This is a genomic window from Streptococcus sp. LMAG:39 (genome assembly GCF_008680485.1).
Taxonomy (GTDB): domain Bacteria; phylum Bacillota; class Bacilli; order Lactobacillales; family Streptococcaceae; genus Streptococcus; species Streptococcus pasteurianus.
In genome coordinates this window covers 1,154,720-1,173,655 of sequence record NZ_NALE01000001.1, presented here as the reverse complement: position 1 = coordinate 1,173,655, position 18,936 = coordinate 1,154,720, and the positions used below count along the sequence as shown (strand labels likewise).

Annotated in this window: 9 protein-coding genes, 27 tRNA genes and 5 rRNA genes; all 41 read right to left on the bottom strand. The window is 43.4% G+C overall.

Annotated features, from left to right (window positions below; genetic code table 11):
* Positions 1-13: 13 nt before the first annotated feature.
* Entirely contained in the window at positions 14-724 is a 711-nt protein-coding gene (purC, locus tag CCC20_RS05900; protein ID WP_041974149.1) for a phosphoribosylaminoimidazolesuccinocarboxamide synthase, read from the bottom strand.
* 123 nt (positions 725-847) lie between these two features.
* Complete coding sequence (locus tag CCC20_RS05895) at positions 848-1,090, bottom strand: acyl carrier protein (protein ID WP_003062793.1); 243 nt, start codon at positions 1,088-1,090, stop codon at positions 848-850.
* A 16-nt stretch (positions 1,091-1,106) separates the two neighbouring features.
* A complete protein-coding gene (plsX, locus tag CCC20_RS05890; protein WP_285395057.1) occupies positions 1,107-2,102 on the bottom strand; it encodes a phosphate acyltransferase PlsX in 996 nt (331 codons plus the stop codon).
* 171 nt (positions 2,103-2,273) lie between these two features.
* A complete protein-coding gene (gene recO, locus CCC20_RS05885; protein WP_003062788.1) occupies positions 2,274-3,029 on the bottom strand; it encodes a DNA repair protein RecO in 756 nt (251 codons plus the stop codon).
* A complete protein-coding gene (locus tag CCC20_RS05880) occupies positions 3,019-4,194 on the bottom strand; it encodes a pyridoxal phosphate-dependent aminotransferase (protein ID WP_058692598.1) in 1,176 nt (391 codons plus the stop codon). The genes recO and CCC20_RS05880 overlap by 11 nt, the downstream gene beginning before the upstream one ends.
* Positions 4,195-4,396: 202 nt before the next feature.
* Positions 4,397-5,365, bottom strand: coding sequence for a ribose-phosphate diphosphokinase (locus CCC20_RS05875; protein ID WP_003062784.1), 969 nt, complete (start codon positions 5,363-5,365; stop codon positions 4,397-4,399).
* A 140-nt stretch (positions 5,366-5,505) separates the two neighbouring features.
* Entirely contained in the window at positions 5,506-6,912 is a 1,407-nt protein-coding gene (locus CCC20_RS05870; RefSeq protein ID WP_117575828.1) for a PcsB-like coiled-coil domain-containing protein, read from the bottom strand.
* Positions 6,913-7,013: 101 nt separating this feature from the next.
* Positions 7,014-7,520 (bottom strand): rod shape-determining protein MreD, encoded by a 507-nt coding sequence (mreD, locus tag CCC20_RS05865; RefSeq protein WP_013851386.1) that lies wholly within the window; start codon positions 7,518-7,520, stop codon positions 7,014-7,016.
* 1 nt (position 7,521) lies between these two features.
* The gene (mreC, locus tag CCC20_RS05860) at positions 7,522-8,349 is read right to left on the bottom strand and encodes a rod shape-determining protein MreC (RefSeq protein ID WP_041974156.1); all 828 of its coding nucleotides are present in this window, start codon (positions 8,347-8,349) and stop codon (positions 7,522-7,524) included.
* 74 nt (positions 8,350-8,423) lie between these two features.
* Positions 8,424-8,511 (bottom strand) — tRNA-Ser (locus tag CCC20_RS05855).
* A 10-nt stretch (positions 8,512-8,521) separates the two neighbouring features.
* Positions 8,522-8,595, bottom strand: a tRNA-Ile gene (locus CCC20_RS05850).
* 30 nt (positions 8,596-8,625) lie between these two features.
* Positions 8,626-8,696: transfer RNA gene (locus tag CCC20_RS05845), tRNA-Gly, on the bottom strand.
* Positions 8,697-8,715: 19 nt separating this feature from the next.
* Positions 8,716-8,788, bottom strand: a tRNA-Phe gene (locus tag CCC20_RS05840).
* A 5-nt stretch (positions 8,789-8,793) separates the two neighbouring features.
* Positions 8,794-8,867: transfer RNA gene (locus tag CCC20_RS05835), tRNA-Met, on the bottom strand.
* A 13-nt stretch (positions 8,868-8,880) separates the two neighbouring features.
* Positions 8,881-8,970, bottom strand: a tRNA-Ser gene (locus tag CCC20_RS05830).
* Between the two features lie 23 nt (positions 8,971-8,993).
* Positions 8,994-9,067, bottom strand: a tRNA-Ile gene (locus CCC20_RS05825).
* 21 nt (positions 9,068-9,088) lie between these two features.
* A tRNA-Met gene (locus CCC20_RS05820) sits at positions 9,089-9,162 on the bottom strand.
* 5 nt (positions 9,163-9,167) lie between these two features.
* A tRNA-Pro gene (locus tag CCC20_RS05815) sits at positions 9,168-9,241 on the bottom strand.
* A 5-nt stretch (positions 9,242-9,246) separates the two neighbouring features.
* A tRNA-Arg gene (locus tag CCC20_RS05810) sits at positions 9,247-9,320 on the bottom strand.
* Positions 9,321-9,343: 23 nt separating this feature from the next.
* A tRNA-Leu gene (locus CCC20_RS05805) sits at positions 9,344-9,429 on the bottom strand.
* Positions 9,430-9,436: 7 nt separating this feature from the next.
* Positions 9,437-9,508: transfer RNA gene (locus CCC20_RS05800), tRNA-Gly, on the bottom strand.
* Between the two features lie 15 nt (positions 9,509-9,523).
* Positions 9,524-9,596: transfer RNA gene (locus tag CCC20_RS05795), tRNA-Thr, on the bottom strand.
* A gap of 15 nt (positions 9,597-9,611) precedes the next feature.
* Positions 9,612-9,693 (bottom strand) — tRNA-Leu (locus tag CCC20_RS05790).
* A 9-nt stretch (positions 9,694-9,702) separates the two neighbouring features.
* Positions 9,703-9,775, bottom strand: a tRNA-Lys gene (locus tag CCC20_RS05785).
* Positions 9,776-9,778: 3 nt separating this feature from the next.
* Positions 9,779-9,851 (bottom strand) — tRNA-Asp (locus CCC20_RS05780).
* A gap of 22 nt (positions 9,852-9,873) precedes the next feature.
* Positions 9,874-9,946: transfer RNA gene (locus CCC20_RS05775), tRNA-Val, on the bottom strand.
* A 4-nt stretch (positions 9,947-9,950) separates the two neighbouring features.
* Positions 9,951-10,066 (bottom strand): 5S ribosomal RNA (gene rrf, locus CCC20_RS05770).
* 82 nt (positions 10,067-10,148) lie between these two features.
* Positions 10,149-13,049: ribosomal RNA gene (locus tag CCC20_RS05765) — 23S ribosomal RNA — on the bottom strand.
* Between the two features lie 144 nt (positions 13,050-13,193).
* Positions 13,194-13,266: transfer RNA gene (locus CCC20_RS05760), tRNA-Ala, on the bottom strand.
* A gap of 55 nt (positions 13,267-13,321) precedes the next feature.
* Positions 13,322-14,870 (bottom strand): 16S ribosomal RNA (locus CCC20_RS05755).
* Between the two features lie 117 nt (positions 14,871-14,987).
* Positions 14,988-15,061: transfer RNA gene (locus CCC20_RS05750), tRNA-Pro, on the bottom strand.
* Between the two features lie 5 nt (positions 15,062-15,066).
* A tRNA-Arg gene (locus CCC20_RS05745) sits at positions 15,067-15,140 on the bottom strand.
* Between the two features lie 23 nt (positions 15,141-15,163).
* A tRNA-Leu gene (locus tag CCC20_RS05740) sits at positions 15,164-15,249 on the bottom strand.
* A gap of 7 nt (positions 15,250-15,256) precedes the next feature.
* Positions 15,257-15,328, bottom strand: a tRNA-Gly gene (locus tag CCC20_RS05735).
* Positions 15,329-15,343: 15 nt separating this feature from the next.
* A tRNA-Thr gene (locus tag CCC20_RS05730) sits at positions 15,344-15,416 on the bottom strand.
* Between the two features lie 15 nt (positions 15,417-15,431).
* Positions 15,432-15,513, bottom strand: a tRNA-Leu gene (locus CCC20_RS05725).
* Positions 15,514-15,522: 9 nt separating this feature from the next.
* Positions 15,523-15,595 (bottom strand) — tRNA-Lys (locus tag CCC20_RS05720).
* A 3-nt stretch (positions 15,596-15,598) separates the two neighbouring features.
* A tRNA-Asp gene (locus tag CCC20_RS05715) sits at positions 15,599-15,671 on the bottom strand.
* A gap of 22 nt (positions 15,672-15,693) precedes the next feature.
* A tRNA-Val gene (locus tag CCC20_RS05710) sits at positions 15,694-15,766 on the bottom strand.
* Positions 15,767-15,770: 4 nt separating this feature from the next.
* Positions 15,771-15,886, bottom strand: a 5S ribosomal RNA gene (gene rrf / locus CCC20_RS05705).
* 82 nt (positions 15,887-15,968) lie between these two features.
* Positions 15,969-18,869 (bottom strand): 23S ribosomal RNA (locus CCC20_RS05700).
* The 16S, 23S and 5S rRNA genes sit together here with 27 tRNA genes alongside, the layout of an rRNA operon.
* Between the last annotated feature and the right edge of the window lie 67 nt (positions 18,870-18,936).

Sequence of the window (18,936 nt, the reverse complement as noted above, 5' to 3'; positions counted from 1 at the left end):
GAAATCACAGTTTTTAGTTAAGCCCTTTGAGTTTTTCAAGGACAACTTCGTAAACATCTGTCAAACTACCTAAATCACGACGGAAAACATCTTTATCCATGTGATGACCTTCAGCATCCCAAAGACGACAGTTATCTGGTGAAAATTCATCTGCAAGAATAATTTTGCCATCTTTGTCTTTACCAAATTCCAATTTGAAATCAATCAAATTAAGACCAATTTGGATGAACCAATCTTTCAAAAGGTCATTAATACGACGTGTTTCTGCTTTAATATAAGCAATATCTTCATCACTTGCAATACCAAGGAATTTTACGTGTTCATCATTGATAAATGGGTCATCCAAATCATCATTTTTGTAGTAAAATTCAACGATTGGAGTATCTAATTTGATTCCTTCTTCAACACCAAAGCGTTTTGAGAATGAACCAGCAGTAACATTACGCAAAACAACTTCAAGTGGAACAATATCAACTTTTTTATTTAATTGTTCGGTTTCTGACAATTGTTTAACAAAGTGAGTCGCCACACCTGCTTCATTCAATTTCGTAAAAATTAAAGATGAGATTTGATTATTAAGAATGCCTTTACCTTTAATAGTCTCTTTACGAGCACCATTAAGCATTGTCGCTTGGTCTTTATAGACTGAAATAATCAAATTCTCATCTTCTGATGTAGTGTAAATATCTTTTGCTTTTCCCGTATAAATAAGTTGTCGTGACATATTTTGTTCGCCTTTCGCTTTTATTCTACTAAATTTTAACACATGATGTTACCAATTTCAACATTTAGCAGACTTTTAAACGAAATAAAAATAAAAACGTTCGAAATTAGCGAACGTTTTTGCTTAATTTACGCGATTATAGAAATATTCCATCATTTCTCCCATACATTTCATATTTTCAACATCTTCGTCAGGAATTTCCAAATGAAACTCATCTTCTAAATTGATAATAAATTCCGTTAGGGTAATCGAATCAACTCCCAAATCATCATGTAAAGTTGTCGTTTGAGTAATGTTTAACTCTGGTTTATGCAATTGCTCCTTAATGATGAAACAAATCCTTTCAAAAATAGCCTCTTTTGTCATCTCTTACTCCCCTTATTTAATCCTTTGGTGTGAAAGTTTCTACTAATTGACCAACCACATTCGTTTCTAACATTGTACGAACTTGTCTGATTGTATAGTAAACAGCTTGCGCATCGCTTGAACCATGACATTTCACAATAGGCGCTTTAAGCCCAAAAAGAACTGCACCACCTGCACTTGAATAGTCCATGGTATCTTTTAATTGATATAAACTATCCTTCAAAAGAAGGGCTCCCAATTTTGCTTTCAAACCACCTGATTTAATAGAAGATTTCAAACCTCCCATGATGTTAAGGGCAGTTCCTTCCATTGTTTTTAAGACAGCGTTTCCCGTGAAACCATCCGATACCACAACGTCTGCAACACCATTCATCAAATCACGCGCTTCAACATTTCCGACAAAGTTCAAAGAAGCATCTTCTGCTAATAGCGCATAAGCTTCTTTATGAAGTGGATCACCTTTCGTTGCCTCAGTTCCATTATTAAGCAAACCAACACGTGGCTTAGCAATATCACGAACATTCTTTGCATAAAACGACCCTAAAATAGCATACTGATGTAAATGTTTAGGGGTATTCTCAGCATTAGCCCCAAGGTCCAACATATCATACCCTCTACCATCAAGTGTTGGCAAAGTGGACATAAGCCCTGGACGGTCAATACCTTTAATACGCCCAACAACGAACAATCCTGCCGCAAGGAGCGCACCTGTATTCCCTGCTGAAATGACAGCGTCTGCTGTCCCTTCTTTTACAGCATTAGCCCCAAGTACCATGCTAGCTTTCTTCTTACGACGAATAGCTTTAGCTGGTTCATCATCTGAATTAATTTTTTCTTCTGTATGAATAATTGAAACACGCTCTGTTGCAGTCAAATACTCTTTTATCTTAGATTCATCTCCATAAAGTTGAATTTCAATATCTGAGAATTCTGCTAACGCACGATTAACTCCTTCGATAATAGCTTTAGGGGCATTGTCGCCACCCATAGCATCAACAGCAATTTTTTTCATATCAATTTTTTCCTCACAAAACATTATCACTTCATTATAGCATGATTCCCAATTTTTTTCAGTTCCAGAAAATATCACAATACCTTTTCAAAAAGATATCTTCTCAATGACACACCTCTAAATAAAAAGCTGTTAGTGCTCACTCTACAAATCAAACAGCACTAACAACCATTATTTCATAATATTTCCCCAAGTCCCTAAATCATCAATGAATTTTTTACTTTTCAAACGAAGACCGACATAATTATCATAAATATCATCAATAAATAAACGCAATTTTCGTTTCATCTCAGGCTTAACTGAAATCGTCTTTAATTCATCAAAATGAATGGCTTGAAATCGGTCCACCAGGTACAGCACATTCGGATCAAGATGACTACGATAATCATCTTTACCATAATGCTCTGGACAAAGTAGACCAGAATATTTATGCGAAAAATCAAAGGGCAATCCAATCCGATGACAAAAAGCACATTCATGAAAATTAAGACTAACACCAAATCGTTCTAAAAGTTGAATCTCAAAAATATTAGTCAAAATTTCGTAGTCAAGTCCCTCTTCCATTAAGGAAAGCGTCTTATTAAAAAATGTAAACAACTGGGGGTCTGCCACACCGTCTGGCACAGCTGCATCTGCCAATGCTGTCACATAAGAAGCATAGGACAATCTAAACAAATCTGCATTAATTTCCTTAAAAGACTCAACTTCCTTATAATCTTCAATGAAGGACAGACCCGTATCATTAATTTTTAGAATAAATTTTGCCGCCGTTAACGGCTGAATAACAGAATTAAACCGAGATTTACCAGCATGTTTAACAAAAAACATATGCTTCCCATTAGTTTCTGTAAAAATTTTGACTAGCTTATCATCCTCACGATAATTACGATTATAGAGGACAAGACCATAAGTTTCCTTAGTTTGCATGTTCTTCCATAAATTCTTTCAAGCGTTCCATCGCTGTTGTGATTGTTTCCATGCTAGCCGCATAAGAAAGACGTAGATAACCCTCACCATACTTACCAAAAGCCACACCAGGAATGAAAGCAACTGCTTTTTCACGCGCAAAATCTTGACAGAACTTAAACGAATCTTGTTCATAACCAGCAGGAATTTTCGCAAAAATGTAAAAAGCACCGTCTGGTTTAATAATCTTAAAGCCAAGAGCAGACATCTTATCAATGATATAATCGCGACGTTTGGTATATTCAACTTTCATTGGTAGTGCATCATCTTTACCAACAGAAAGAGCTTCAATCGCAGCAAATTGAGCCATTGTCGCAGCAGCTGTTACCAAATATTGGTGACTCTTAATCAACTGTGCTGTGAAAATAGCTGGTGCAAAAATCAAACCAATTCGCCAACCAGTCATAGCATGAGATTTTGAAAGCCCATTAATCAAAATCGTTTGCTCTGGAAGATATTCAGCAATTGACACATGCGATTCATCATTATAAGTCAATTCGGAATACACTTCATCTGAGATGACAAAAACATCATATTTTTTAAGAACATCGGCCAAATCCTTAATTTGCTCACGTGAATAAGTCACACCAGTTGGATTAGTTGGATAATTAAGCAAAACTGCTTTTAAGTTATCACCTTGTTCCAAAATCGCTTTTTCAAGCATTTCTGGTGTCAATACAAAATCATTTGCCGTTGTATCAATTTCAACAATTTCAGCACCAACAAGATTTGCAATTGGCTCATACCCAGGGTAAGCTGGTGCTGGCAAAAGAACCGTATCTCCTGGTTCCAAAATCGCTGTTAAAGTTGCTGACAAAGCTTCCGTTGCACCAATCGTAACCAAAATTTCATTGTCAGGATTGTAAGACAAATTATATTTTGACTTCACAAAATCTGCAGCAGCTTGGCGAAGCGTTGACAACCCTGCCATACCAGTATAATGTGATTGATTCGCATCAATAGCCGCTTTGGCAGCTTCTTTTACATGATTAGGAGTTGTAAAATCAGGCTCACCCAAAGTTAACTTCATAATCCCTGGCACATCTGAAATTGATTGGTCAAATTGACGAATCAATGATACTTCGATTTTATCTAAGTTTTTATTAAAACGGTTTGTTAAACTCATAGTCTCACCTCAAAATCTAATTACATCTATTATACATAAAATTCAGATAATTAAATAGCCTTTTTAGACTTATCCACAGCTCTATCTTTAAAAAGATTTTATTAAATTATCCACATGTTAAGATTTTCCAAAATAATTTAAACAGAAAAACCGTCAGACAAAAATCCAACGGTTTTTAACATGAAAGCTAATAAAAGTCGTCTTATTTAGCAGTCCCCATTTCAAATAATGGTGACAAAGGACGTTTTTCGTGAATACGAGTAATTGCTTCAGCGATTAATTCAGCAATTGAGATTTGTTCAATTTTATCAATCAAACGTTCTTCTGAAAGATAGATAGTATCCAAAACAACCAACTTTTGAATAGCTGATTTTTCAATATTTTCAAGTGCAGGACCAGAAAGAACAGGGTGAGTACATGATGCATATACTGCTGTTGCACCAGCTTCAGCAAGAGCATCCGCTGCATGACAAATAGTACCTGCTGTATCAATCATATCATCAATCAAGATACATTTTTTACCTTTAACATTACCAATGATGTTCATAACTTCACTGGTATTCATTTTAGTAACACTACGACGTTTATCAATGATAGCAATCGGTGTTTGGAGGAATTGTGCCAATTTACGAGCACGTGTCACACCACCATGGTCAGGACTAACGACAACAACATCGTCTCCAACCAATCCATGACGATCAAAGTAATCAGCGATCAACGGAGCACCCATCAAATGATCGACTGGAATATCAAAGAACCCTTGAATTTGAGCGGCATGCAAATCAACAGTCAAAAGACGATCAACTCCTGCAACTTCAAGCATATTAGCTACTAATTTAGAAGTAATCGGTTCACGCGAACGAGCTTTACGGTCCTGACGAGCGTAACCATAGTAAGGGATAACCACACTAATTTTTTCAGCACTAGCACGTTTAAGCGCATCAACCATAATCAAGATTTCCATCAAATTATCATTAACTGGTGAGCTAGTTGACTGCAAAATAAAGACATGGTGTCCACGAATTGATTCTTCAATGTTGACTTGGATTTCACCATCAGAAAATTGACGAACAGTCGATTTTCCAAGTTCAATACCCATAGCCGAAGCAACTTTTTCTGCTAATTCTTTGTTTGACGACAAGGCAAACAATTTTAAATCAGAATAAGACATGATTTCCTCCAAAGTTTTTATCCTATACCATTTTATCGTTTTTTCCAGTATTTTTCAATGACAAATCCGTTAAATCCCTATAAATACAAGGAAATCCGAATAAAAACAAAAAGAGAAGGGAATTCCTTCTCAATTAGTTATTATTGATAGATGTAGTAAACAGTACCGCCACCCCAAGTTGATGAAGCTGGGTTAAACCATCCACGGTAGTTACCAATAGATGAGTTACCAGCATAGTTAGCTTCCATAACTTGGATATTCGTAGAACTTTGAACTGCAGTTACATATGCAACGTGTCCATATCCACCACCATCATAAGGCCATACAGCAACCGCACCAACTTGTGGTGTAGTACCTACAGAATGACCTGCAGCCTGTGCACTAGCAATCCATTGATTTGCATTACCCCAGTTGTTTCCAACCCATGAAGCAAGTGATTTAACACCCCAAGTACATTGACCAACAGGATAAGTGTTCACTGAGCTTGATGATGAAGAACTTGAAGATGAGTTACTTGAACTGCTTGATGACGAAGAACCTGAAGATGAGTTACTTGAACTGCTTGATGACGAAGAACCTGAAGATGAGTTACTTGAACTGCTTGATGATGAAGAACCTGAAGATGATGAGCTACTTGATGTATTTGTTGTAGTAGTTGGAGTAACTGTAGCAGCTTGTTGAGTTGAAGAGGTATCTTCAGTTGTTGTAGATGCAGCAGTCGAATCTTGTGATGAAGTATCCGTTGTAGTATCAACGGTAGCTGTACCATTTTCAACTGATTGTTGTGCTTGTGCTACAGATGCAGCTTGTGCTTGTGCTTCTGCTGCTGCCTGTGCTGCAGCTGCTGCCTGTGCTGCAGCTGCTTCTGCTGCTGCTTGTTCAGCTGCTTCTTTCTGAGCCACTAAGCTTGCTTTTACATCTTCTGCAGTTGCCAATTGAGCTGATAAATTCAATTGAGCTGCTTCCAATTCAGCTTGTTGAGTTGCCAAAGCTGCTTGGTTTTGTTCAATAGTTGCTTTATTAGCAGCTACTGTATTGATAGCTGCTTGGTTTTCAGCTTGTTTTTGTTCGATAACAGCTTTATCTGCTTCTTGTTGTTCCAACATTTTTTCGTTTGCAGAAACAACTTCACGAACAGCAGCTACACGATTAATAGCATCTGAAATTGATTTAGAATTCAAGATAGTATTAATGTAGCTTGTAGCTGTGTTAGTTTTTTGAGCGCTACGGGCTTGTTTTTTCAAAGATTCATTACGAGCAACAATCTTGCTTGAAAGAGCTTGAATCTCTTCACTCAATTTTTGAGATTCTGCTTCGAGTTGAGCATTTTGCGCTTCCAAGTCAGCTTGTTGTGATTGAAGTGAAGTCACTTGTTCTTGAAGAACAGCAACTTGACTTTGAGCAGCTGCTTGCTCAGATGTAAGATTACTGATGACTGCATCTTGTGCAGCGATTTGTGTATCATAATCATCCGCATTTACTGTGGCAGCTGCGGTTCCAAGTGTTACACCACTAACAAGAACAGCTGATAAAATTCTTTTTTTCATATAAATTAAACTACTCCTTTTTGATAAGACATTATTATTTTACCAAAAAATCACGCAATTAATATTACGTGATTGTTACATTTGTATTTTGTTCAGGTAATTTATCTCTCCAAAAATACTTTTTTAAACACTTTTTGGAAGATTAAGTACATAAGAATATTGTAAATAAGAGTTGGTGCAAAGCAATAAGCTATAAAATAGGTCATTGACATCGTTGTCATTCCAAGCAGAATTGCTCCTAATTCCCCAACAATTTCAAACAAAAACAAAATAATAATATAAAAAATTAATGTTTGAAAATTGCGCATAAAGAAACTTTTACTAATTTTACTAGTAAAAATGACTAGAATTGGTAGTAAAAAGATAACTAAACCAATTCGGTTTAAATAGTAAATATCAAATATCCCACCCAAAACAAGCGAACTGATAAACATAAAATACTTATGCTTATCGTGATAAAAGTACAAAACAGCTAATAGTAATAAATGACTAGAAATCATCAAATGATAAGAAAATATTGAACTCGCTAAAAAAGATAGTTGTCCATCAATTAACATTAATAGCAAAAGTAACAATAGTAAAAAATACTTATTTTTATAAAATTTCACTTTAATCACCAACAATTGTTACATAAGAAATATCAGAGAAGTCTGCTGTCGGAGTCACATAGACAATACGCTCCAAACTTTCTGAACTATTTTTTACACTAGAAACCGTACCGACAGCAATATTGGCAACAGTATCACCATCTAGACCACTCGTTACCACACTATCTCCTTCTTCAATATCCACAGAAGAATTCAAATTTGTAATTACAAAACATTTTTTATCCGAATCATAAGATTCCAATAAACCATAAACTTCTGCTGAAGAGGTCGTAATCTTAATTGGAATATTAAAATCTGAACCATTTGATAAAAGTGTTATACTCGAAGTCGTAGAATCTACATCAGACACTGTACCAATTAGACCACCACCTGACAAGGCTAACATTTTTTTCGTTATATTATTCTTCTTTCCTAGCTTAACAGTTAACGAATTATACCAAGAAACAGGGCTTCGGACAATAACCTTTCCAGTAGCTGAAAATTGAGAAGTAATTGATGATAAAGCTCCAATCTCACTATTAAGCTCCTCATTTTCTTCTTTTAAAGAATCAATTAATTCACTTTGATCCTCTAACTCTGCAACTTTTTGCTTTAATTCCTTGTTCTCAGAATACGTATTAAAAAGATCTCTAATTTCCTCATTAGCAGAATCTAAGAAGCGAAAAGGAGTTGAAACTACGGAATCCACACGAGCAATAACACTCCTTATAGGAGAGGAAATTGCAGAAACTATCCCAAAATTTCTAAATAAAAAAGCTAAAGACATGCCTAGAAGCAATAAAATCAATACCGCGAAAAAAACAAAACGAGAGATTCTTAATTTTTTCAAGATTTTGCACCAACTATCCTAAAATATAAAAAATAAAACGAGATATCCAAAGATAATCTCGCTTTAAAATAGCACGGAGAATAAGGGATTCGAACCCTTGCGCCAGTTACCCGACCTAACGATTTAGCAAACCGTCCTCTTCAGCCTCTTGAGTAATTCTCCATTCCATGTATGGGCACAAGTGGACTCGAACCACCGACCTCACGCTTATCAGGCGTGCGCTCTAACCAGCTGAGCTATGCGCCCATGAAAGTTGGAATAACCAATATAAATAAAAGCGGGTGACGAGAATCGAACTCGCGACAACAGCTTGGAAGGCTGTAGTTTTACCACTAAACTACACCCGCATAAAAAATATAAAACTAATGGCGCGAGACGGAATCGAACCGCCGACACATGGAGCTTCAATCCATTGCTCTACCAACTGAGCTACCGAGCCTTCTATTGCGGGAGCAGGATTTGAACCTACGACCTTCGGGTTATGAGCCCGACGAGCTACCTAGCTGCTCCATCCCGCGTCAACAATACTAAAGGAGGATGTGGGATTCGAACCCACGCACGCTTTTACACGCCTGACGGTTTTCAAGACCGTTCCCTTCAGCCGGACTTGGGTAATCCTCCAAACTATAATATATAAAAATATATGGACCTTGTAGGACTCGAACCTACGACCGCTCGGTTATGAGCCGAGTGCTCTAACCAGTTGAGCTAAAGGTCCAAAGTCATCCATAATATCTTATAGCGGCGAAGGGGATCGAACCCCCGACCTCCCGGGTATGAACCGGACGCTCTAGCCAGCTGAGCTACACCGCCATCAATCGGGAAGACAGGATTCGAACCTGCGACCCCTTGGTCCCAAACCAAGTGCTCTACCAAGCTGAGCTACTTCCCGAAATATGCACCCTGCAGGATTCGAACCTGCAACCGCCTGATTCGTAGTCAGGTACTCTATCCAGTTGAGCCAAGGGTGCATCTTATTTAAATTTAAATTTTCTGCCGAGGACCGGAATCGAACCGGTACGAAGGTTACCCTTCGCAGGATTTTAAGTCCTGTGCGTCTGCCAGTTCCGCCACCCCGGCCTCTACAAGCGAACGACGGGGTTCGAACCCGCGACCCCCACCTTGGCAAGGTGATGTTCTACCACTGAACTACGTTCGCATAAAGAGTATTCTATGCCGGCTACATGACTTGAACACGCGACCCTCTGATTACAAATCAGATGCTCTACCAACTGAGCTAAGCCGGCTACTTTCTTATTTAATGCGGGTTAAGGGACTTGAACCCCCACGCCGTTAAGCGCCAGATCCTAAATCTGGTGCGTCTGCCAATTCCGCCAAACCCGCATATTAATATGACCCGTACTGGGCTCGAACCAGTGACCCTCTGATTAAAAGTCAGATGCTCTACCAACTGAGCTAACGAGTCTAACGGTCCCGACGGGAATCGAACCCGCGATCTTCGCCGTGACAGGGCGACGTGATAACCGCTACACCACGGGACCTTTAGTATATTTACCATCTTAATGGGAGTTAACGGGATCGAACCGCTGACCCTCTGCTTGTAAGGCAGATGCTCTCCCAGCTGAGCTAAACTCCCTTTTGCTAAGCGACTACCATATCTAACAGGGGGCAACCCCCAACTACTTCAGGCGTTCTAGGGCTTAACTGCTGTGTTCGGCATGGGAACAGGTGTATCTCCTAGGCTATCATCACTTAACTCTGATTGATTATCCAATCAAAATTGAATACCTATATATTCTAACAAGTTTCCGACACGCTGTCAATTCTTCTCAGTTACTTTGGATAAGTCCTCGAGCTATTAGTATTAGTCCGCTACATGTGTCACCACACTTCCACTCCTAACCTATCTACCTGATCATCTCTCAGGGCTCTTACTGATATTAAATCATGGGAAATCTCATCTTGAGGTGGGCTTCACACTTAGATGCTTTCAGCGTTTATCCCTTCCCTACATAGCTACCCAGCGATGCCTTTGGCAAGACAACTGGTACACCAGCGGTAAGTCCACTCTGGTCCTCTCGTACTAGGAGCAGATCCTCTCAAATTTCCTACGCCCGCGACGGATAGGGACCGAACTGTCTCACGACGTTCTGAACCCAGCTCGCGTGCCGCTTTAATGGGCGAACAGCCCAACCCTTGGGACCGACTACAGCCCCAGGATGCGACGAGCCGACATCGAGGTGCCAAACCTCCCCGTCGATGTGAACTCTTGGGGGAGATAAGCCTGTTATCCCCAGGGTAGCTTTTATCCGTTGAGCGATGGCCCTTCCATGCGGAACCACCGGATCACTAAGCCCGACTTTCGTCCCTGCTCGAGTTGTAGCTCTCGCAGTCAAGCTCCCTTATACCTTTACACTCTGCGAATGATTTCCAACCATTCTGAGGGAACCTTTGGGCGCCTCCGTTACCTTTTAGGAGGCGACCGCCCCAGTCAAACTGCCCGTCAGACACTGTCTCCGATAGGGATCACCTATCTAGGTTAGAGTAGCCATAACACAAGGGTAGTATCCCAACAACGCCTCCACCGAAACTAGCGTCCCGATTTCATAGGCTCCTACCTATCCTGTACATGTGGTACAGATACTCAATATCAAACTGCAGTAAAGCTCCATGGGGTCTTTCCGTCCTGTCGCGGGTAACCTGCATCTTCACAGGTACTAAAATTTCACCGAGTCTCTCGTTGAGACAGTGCCCAAATCATTACGCCTTTCGTGCGGGTCGGAACTTACCCGACAAGGAATTTCGCTACCTTAGGACCGTTATAGTTACGGCCGCCGTTTACTGGGGCTTCAATTCACACCTTCGCTTACGCTAAGCGCTCCTCTTAACCTTCCAGCACCGGGCAGGCGTCACCCCCTATACATCATCTTACGATTTAGCAGAGAGCTGTGTTTTTGATAAACAGTTGCTTGGGCCTATTCACTGCGGCTGACTTAAAGCCAGCGCCCCTTCTCCCGAAGTTACGGGGCCATTTTGCCGAGTTCCTTAACGAGAGTTCTCTCGCTCACCTGAGGCTACTCGCCTCGACTACCTGTGTCGGTTTGCGGTACGGGTAGAGTATAATTAACGCTAGAAGCTTTTCTTGGCAGTGTGACATCACTAACTTCGCTACTTAACTTCGCTCCCCATCACAGCTCAATGTTAGAGATACAAGCATTTGACTCATATCACACCTCACTGCTTAGACGTGCTCTTCCAATCGCACGCTTTAGTTAGCCTACTGCGTCCCTCCTTCACTATATACTCTAGTACAGGAATATCAACCTGTTGGCCATCGGATACACCTTTCGGTCTCTCCTTAGGTCCCGACTAACCCAGGGCGGACGAGCCTTCCCCTGGAAACCTTAGTCTTACGGTGGACAGGATTCTCACCTGTCTTTCGCTACTCATACCGGCATTCTCACTTCTATGCGTTCCAGCGCTCCTCACGGTACACCTTCTTCACACATAGAACGCTCTCCTACCATACCTATAATAGGTATCCACAGCTTCGGTAATATGTTTTAGCCCCGGTACATTTTCGGCGCAGGGTCACTCGACTAGTGAGCTATTACGCACTCTTTGAATGAATAGCTGCTTCTAAGCTAACATCCTAGTTGTCTGTGCAACCCCACATCCTTTTCCACTTAACATATATTTTGGGACCTTAGCTGGTGGTCTGGGCTGTTTCCCTTTCGACTACGGATCTTAGCACTCGCAGTCTGACTGCCGATTATATCTCATTGGCATTCGGAGTTTATCTGATATTGGTAATCCGGGATGGACCCCTCAATCAAACAGTGCTCTACCTCCAAGAGACTTAACATCGACGCTAGCCCTAAAGCTATTTCGGAGAGAACCAGCTATCTCCAAGTTCGTTTGGAATTTCTCCGCTACCCACAAGTCATCCAAGCACTTTTCAACGTGCCCTGGTTCGGGCCTCCAGTGAGTTTTACCTCACCTTCACCCTGCTCATGGGTAGGTCACATGGTTTCGGGTCTACGACATGATACTAAAGCGCCCTATTAAGACTCGGTTTCCCTACGGCTCCGTCTCTTCAACTTAACCTCGCATCATATCGTAACTCGCCGGTTCATTCTACAAAAGGCACGCTCTCACCCATTAACGGGCTCGAACTTGTTGTAGGCACACGGTTTCAGGTTCTATTTCACTCCCCTCCCGGGGTGCTTTTCACCTTTCCCTCACGGTACTGGTTCACTATCGGTCACTAGAGAGTATTTAGGGTTGGGAGATGGTCCTCCCGGATTCCGACGAGATTTCTCGTGTCTCGCCGTACTCAGGATACTGCTAGGGTTTAAGATTATTTCGATTACGAGGCTATTACTCTCTTTGGCTTACCTTCCCAGGTAATTCTTCTATAATCTTGCGTCCCACAACGCAGTCCTACAACCCCGATGTGTAAACACATCGGTTTGCCCTCTTGCCGTTTCGCTCGCCGCTACTAAGGCAATCGCGTTTGCTTTCTCTTCCTGCAGCTACTTAGATGTTTCAGTTCACTGCGTCTTCCTCTTCATTACCTTAACAGTAATGAGTGACATGCTTCACATGCCGGGTTCCCCCATTCGGACATCTCTGGATCAATGTTTACTTACAACTCCCCAAAGCATTTCGTCGTTAGTCACGTCCTTCATCGGCTTCTAGTGCCAAGGCATCCACCGTGCACCCTTATTAACTTAACCTTATTTTGGTCTATTGACCTTAAACTCATTAAATCACAGCGTTTCGGTTTATTTCTTGTTACTTTCTACAATTATTTCTAATTGTGGAATTTGATATAGATATTCAATTTTCAATGGACAATCACTTTGAATCTTTCGATTCAATGGAGCCTAGCGGGATCGAACCGCTGACCTCCTGCGTGCAAAGCAGGCGCTCTCCCAGCTGAGCTAAGGCCCCACAAGACCTCTCAAAACTAAACAAGACTACCAAACGTGCTTCCGTTTTTCCTTAGAAAGGAGGTGATCCAGCCGCACCTTCCGATACGGCTACCTTGTTACGACTTCACCCCAATCATCTATCCCACCTTAGGCGGCTGGCTCCTAAATGGTTACCTCACCGACTTCGGGTGTTACAAACTCTCGTGGTGTGACGGGCGGTGTGTACAAGGCCCGGGAACGTATTCACCGCGGCGTGCTGATCCGCGATTACTAGCGATTCCGACTTCATGTAGGCGAGTTGCAGCCTACAATCCGAACTGAGATTGGCTTTAAGAGATTTGCTTGCCGTCACCGACTTGCGACTCGTTGTACCAACCATTGTAGCACGTGTGTAGCCCAGGTCATAAGGGGCATGATGATTTGACGTCATCCCCACCTTCCTCCGGTTTATTACCGGCAGTCTCGCTAGAGTGCCCAACTAAATGATGGCAACTAACAATAGGGGTTGCGCTCGTTGCGGGACTTAACCCAACATCTCACGACACGAGCTGACGACAACCATGCACCACCTGTCACCGATGTTCCGAAGAAACTTTCTATCTCTAGAAATAGCATCGGGATGTCAAGACCTGGTAAGGTTCTTCGCGTTGCTTCGAATTAAACCACATGCTCCACCGCTTGTGCGGGCCCCCGTCAATTCCTTTGAGTTTCAACCTTGCGGTCGTACTCCCCAGGCGGAGTGCTTAATGCGTTAGCTGCGGCACTAAGCCCCGGAAAGGGCCTAACACCTAGCACTCATCGTTTACGGCGTGGACTACCAGGGTATCTAATCCTGTTTGCTCCCCACGCTTTCGAGCCTCAGCGTCAGTTACAGACCAGAGAGCCGCTTTCGCCACCGGTGTTCCTCCATATATCTACGCATTTCACCGCTACACATGGAATTCCACTCTCCCCTTCTGCACTCAAGTTTAACAGTTTCCAAAGCGAACAATGGTTAAGCCACTGCCTTTAACTTCAGACTTATTAAACCGCCTGCGCTCGCTTTACGCCCAATAAATCCGGACAACGCTCGGGACCTACGTATTACCGCGGCTGCTGGCACGTAGTTAGCCGTCCCTTTCTGGTAAGTTACCGTCACTGTGTGAACTTTCCACTCTCACACACGTTCTTCTCTTACAACAGAGCTTTACGATCCGAAAACCTTCTTCACTCACGCGGCGTTGCTCGGTCAGGGTTGCCCCCATTGCCGAAGATTCCCTACTGCTGCCTCCCGTAGGAGTCTGGGCCGTGTCTCAGTCCCAGTGTGGCCGATCACCCTCTCAGGTCGGCTATGTATCGTCGCCTTGGTGGGCCGTTACCCCACCAACTAGCTAATACAACGCAGGTCCATCTACTAGTGATGCAATTGCATCTTTCAAGCATCTAACATGTGTTAAACACTGTTATGCGGTATTAGCTATCGTTTCCAATAGTTATCCCCCGCTAGTAGGCAGGTTACCTACGCGTTACTCACCCGTTCGCAACTCCTTCTACTCTAGCAAGCTAAAGTAGTCAGCGTTCTACTTGCATGTATTAGGCACGCCGCCAGCGTTCGTCCTGAGCCAGGATCAAACTCTCATTTAATCTTGTTCTCATTCTGTCACTGACAGATTTATTTCTTAACAGGTCGATTTCTCAACCCGCACGTTTGGTTCGTCTTGTTCAGTTTTCAAAGGTCTTTGTGAATTTATAAAATCCACATCGGGAAGACAGGATTCGAACCTGCGACCCCTTGGTCCCAAACCAAGTGCTCTACCAAGCTGAGCTACTTCCCGAAATATGCACCCTGCAGGATTCGAACCTGCAACCGCCTGATTCGTAGTCAGGTACTCTATCCAGTTGAGCCAAGGGTGCATCTTATTTAAATTTAAATTTTCTGCCGAGGACCGGAATCGAACCGGTACGAAGGTTACCCTTCGCAGGATTTTAAGTCCTGTGCGTCTGCCAGTTCCGCCACCCCGGCCTCTACAAGCGAACGACGGGGTTCGAACCCGCGACCCCCACCTTGGCAAGGTGATGTTCTACCACTGAACTACGTTCGCATAAAGAGTATTCTATGCCGGCTACATGACTTGAACACGCGACCCTCTGATTACAAATCAGATGCTCTACCAACTGAGCTAAGCCGGCTACTTTCTTATTTAATGCGGGTTAAGGGACTTGAACCCCCACGCCGTTAAGCGCCAGATCCTAAATCTGGTGCGTCTGCCAATTCCGCCAAACCCGCATATTAATATGACCCGTACTGGGCTCGAACCAGTGACCCTCTGATTAAAAGTCAGATGCTCTACCAACTGAGCTAACGAGTCTAACGGTCCCGACGGGAATCGAACCCGCGATCTTCGCCGTGACAGGGCGACGTGATAACCGCTACACCACGGGACCTTTAGTATATTTACCATCTTAATGGGAGTTAACGGGATCGAACCGCTGACCCTCTGCTTGTAAGGCAGATGCTCTCCCAGCTGAGCTAAACTCCCTTTTGCTAAGCGACTACCATATCTAACAGGGGGCAACCCCCAACTACTTCAGGCGTTCTAGGGCTTAACTGCTGTGTTCGGCATGGGAACAGGTGTATCTCCTAGGCTATCATCACTTAACTCTGATTGATTATCCAATCAAAATTGAATACCTATATATTCTAACAAGTTTCCGACACGCTGTCAATTCTTCTCAGTTACTTTGGATAAGTCCTCGAGCTATTAGTATTAGTCCGCTACATGTGTCACCACACTTCCACTCCTAACCTATCTACCTGATCATCTCTCAGGGCTCTTACTGATATTAAATCATGGGAAATCTCATCTTGAGGTGGGCTTCACACTTAGATGCTTTCAGCGTTTATCCCTTCCCTACATAGCTACCCAGCGATGCCTTTGGCAAGACAACTGGTACACCAGCGGTAAGTCCACTCTGGTCCTCTCGTACTAGGAGCAGATCCTCTCAAATTTCCTACGCCCGCGACGGATAGGGACCGAACTGTCTCACGACGTTCTGAACCCAGCTCGCGTGCCGCTTTAATGGGCGAACAGCCCAACCCTTGGGACCGACTACAGCCCCAGGATGCGACGAGCCGACATCGAGGTGCCAAACCTCCCCGTCGATGTGAACTCTTGGGGGAGATAAGCCTGTTATCCCCAGGGTAGCTTTTATCCGTTGAGCGATGGCCCTTCCATGCGGAACCACCGGATCACTAAGCCCGACTTTCGTCCCTGCTCGAGTTGTAGCTCTCGCAGTCAAGCTCCCTTATACCTTTACACTCTGCGAATGATTTCCAACCATTCTGAGGGAACCTTTGGGCGCCTCCGTTACCTTTTAGGAGGCGACCGCCCCAGTCAAACTGCCCGTCAGACACTGTCTCCGATAGGGATCACCTATCTAGGTTAGAGTAGCCATAACACAAGGGTAGTATCCCAACAACGCCTCCACCGAAACTAGCGTCCCGATTTCATAGGCTCCTACCTATCCTGTACATGTGGTACAGATACTCAATATCAAACTGCAGTAAAGCTCCATGGGGTCTTTCCGTCCTGTCGCGGGTAACCTGCATCTTCACAGGTACTAAAATTTCACCGAGTCTCTCGTTGAGACAGTGCCCAAATCATTACGCCTTTCGTGCGGGTCGGAACTTACCCGACAAGGAATTTCGCTACCTTAGGACCGTTATAGTTACGGCCGCCGTTTACTGGGGCTTCAATTCACACCTTCGCTTACGCTAAGCGCTCCTCTTAACCTTCCAGCACCGGGCAGGCGTCACCCCCTATACATCATCTTACGATTTAGCAGAGAGCTGTGTTTTTGATAAACAGTTGCTTGGGCCTATTCACTGCGGCTGACTTAAAGCCAGCGCCCCTTCTCCCGAAGTTACGGGGCCATTTTGCCGAGTTCCTTAACGAGAGTTCTCTCGCTCACCTGAGGCTACTCGCCTCGACTACCTGTGTCGGTTTGCGGTACGGGTAGAGTATAATTAACGCTAGAAGCTTTTCTTGGCAGTGTGACATCACTAACTTCGCTACTTAACTTCGCTCCCCATCACAGCTCAATGTTAGAGATACAAGCATTTGACTCATATCACACCTCACTGCTTAGACGTGCTCTTCCAATCGCACGCTTTAGTTAGCCTACTGCGTCCCTCCTTCACTATATACTCTAGTACAGGAATATCAACCTGTTGGCCATCGGATACACCTTTCGGTCTCTCCTTAGGTCCCGACTAACCCAGGGCGGACGAGCCTTCCCCTGGAAACCTTAGTCTTACGGTGGACAGGATTCTCACCTGTCTTTCGCTACTCATACCGGCATTCTCACTTCTATGCGTTCCAGCGCTCCTCACGGTACACCTTCTTCACACATAGAACGCTCTCCTACCATACCTATAATAGGTATCCACAGCTTCGGTAATATGTTTTAGCCCCGGTACATTTTCGGCGCAGGGTCACTCGACTAGTGAGCTATTACGCACTCTTTGAATGAATAGCTGCTTCTAAGCTAACATCCTAGTTGTCTGTGCAACCCCACATCCTTTTCCACTTAACATATATTTTGGGACCTTAGCTGGTGGTCTGGGCTGTTTCCCTTTCGACTACGGATCTTAGCACTCGCAGTCTGACTGCCGATTATATCTCATTGGCATTCGGAGTTTATCTGATATTGGTAATCCGGGATGGACCCCTCAATCAAACAGTGCTCTACCTCCAAGAGACTTAACATCGACGCTAGCCCTAAAGCTATTTCGGAGAGAACCAGCTATCTCCAAGTTCGTTTGGAATTTCTCCGCTACCCACAAGTCATCCAAGCACTTTTCAACGTGCCCTGGTTCGGGCCTCCAGTGAGTTTTACCTCACCTTCACCCTGCTCATGGGTAGGTCACATGGTTTCGGGTCTACGACATGATACTAAAGCGCCCTATTAAGACTCGGTTTCCCTACGGCTCCGTCTCTTCAACTTAACCTCGCATCATATCGTAACTCGCCGGTTCATTCTACAAAAGGCACGCTCTCACCCATTAACGGGCTCGAACTTGTTGTAGGCACACGGTTTCAGGTTCTATTTCACTCCCCTCCCGGGGTGCTTTTCACCTTTCCCTCACGGTACTGGTTCACTATCGGTCACTAGAGAGTATTTAGGGTTGGGAGATGGTCCTCCCGGATTCCGACGAGATTTCTCGTGTCTCGCCGTACTCAGGATACTGCTAGGGTTTAAGATTATTTCGATTACGAGGCTATTACTCTCTTTGGCTTACCTTCCCAGGTAATTCTTCTATAATCTTGCGTCCCACAACGCAGTCCTACAACCCCGATGTGTAAACACATCGGTTTGCCCTCTTGCCGTTTCGCTCGCCGCTACTAAGGCAATCGCGTTTGCTTTCTCTTCCTGCAGCTACTTAGATGTTTCAGTTCACTGCGTCTTCCTCTTCATTACCTTAACAGTAATGAGTGACATGCTTCACATGCCGGGTTCCCCCATTCGGACATCTCTGGATCAATGTTTACTTACAACTCCCCAAAGCATTTCGTCGTTAGTCACGTCCTTCATCGGCTTCTAGTGCCAAGGCATCCACCGTGCACCCTTATTAACTTAACCTTATTTTGGTCTATTGACCTTAAACTCATTAAATCACAGCGTTTCGGTTTATTTCTTGTTACTTTCT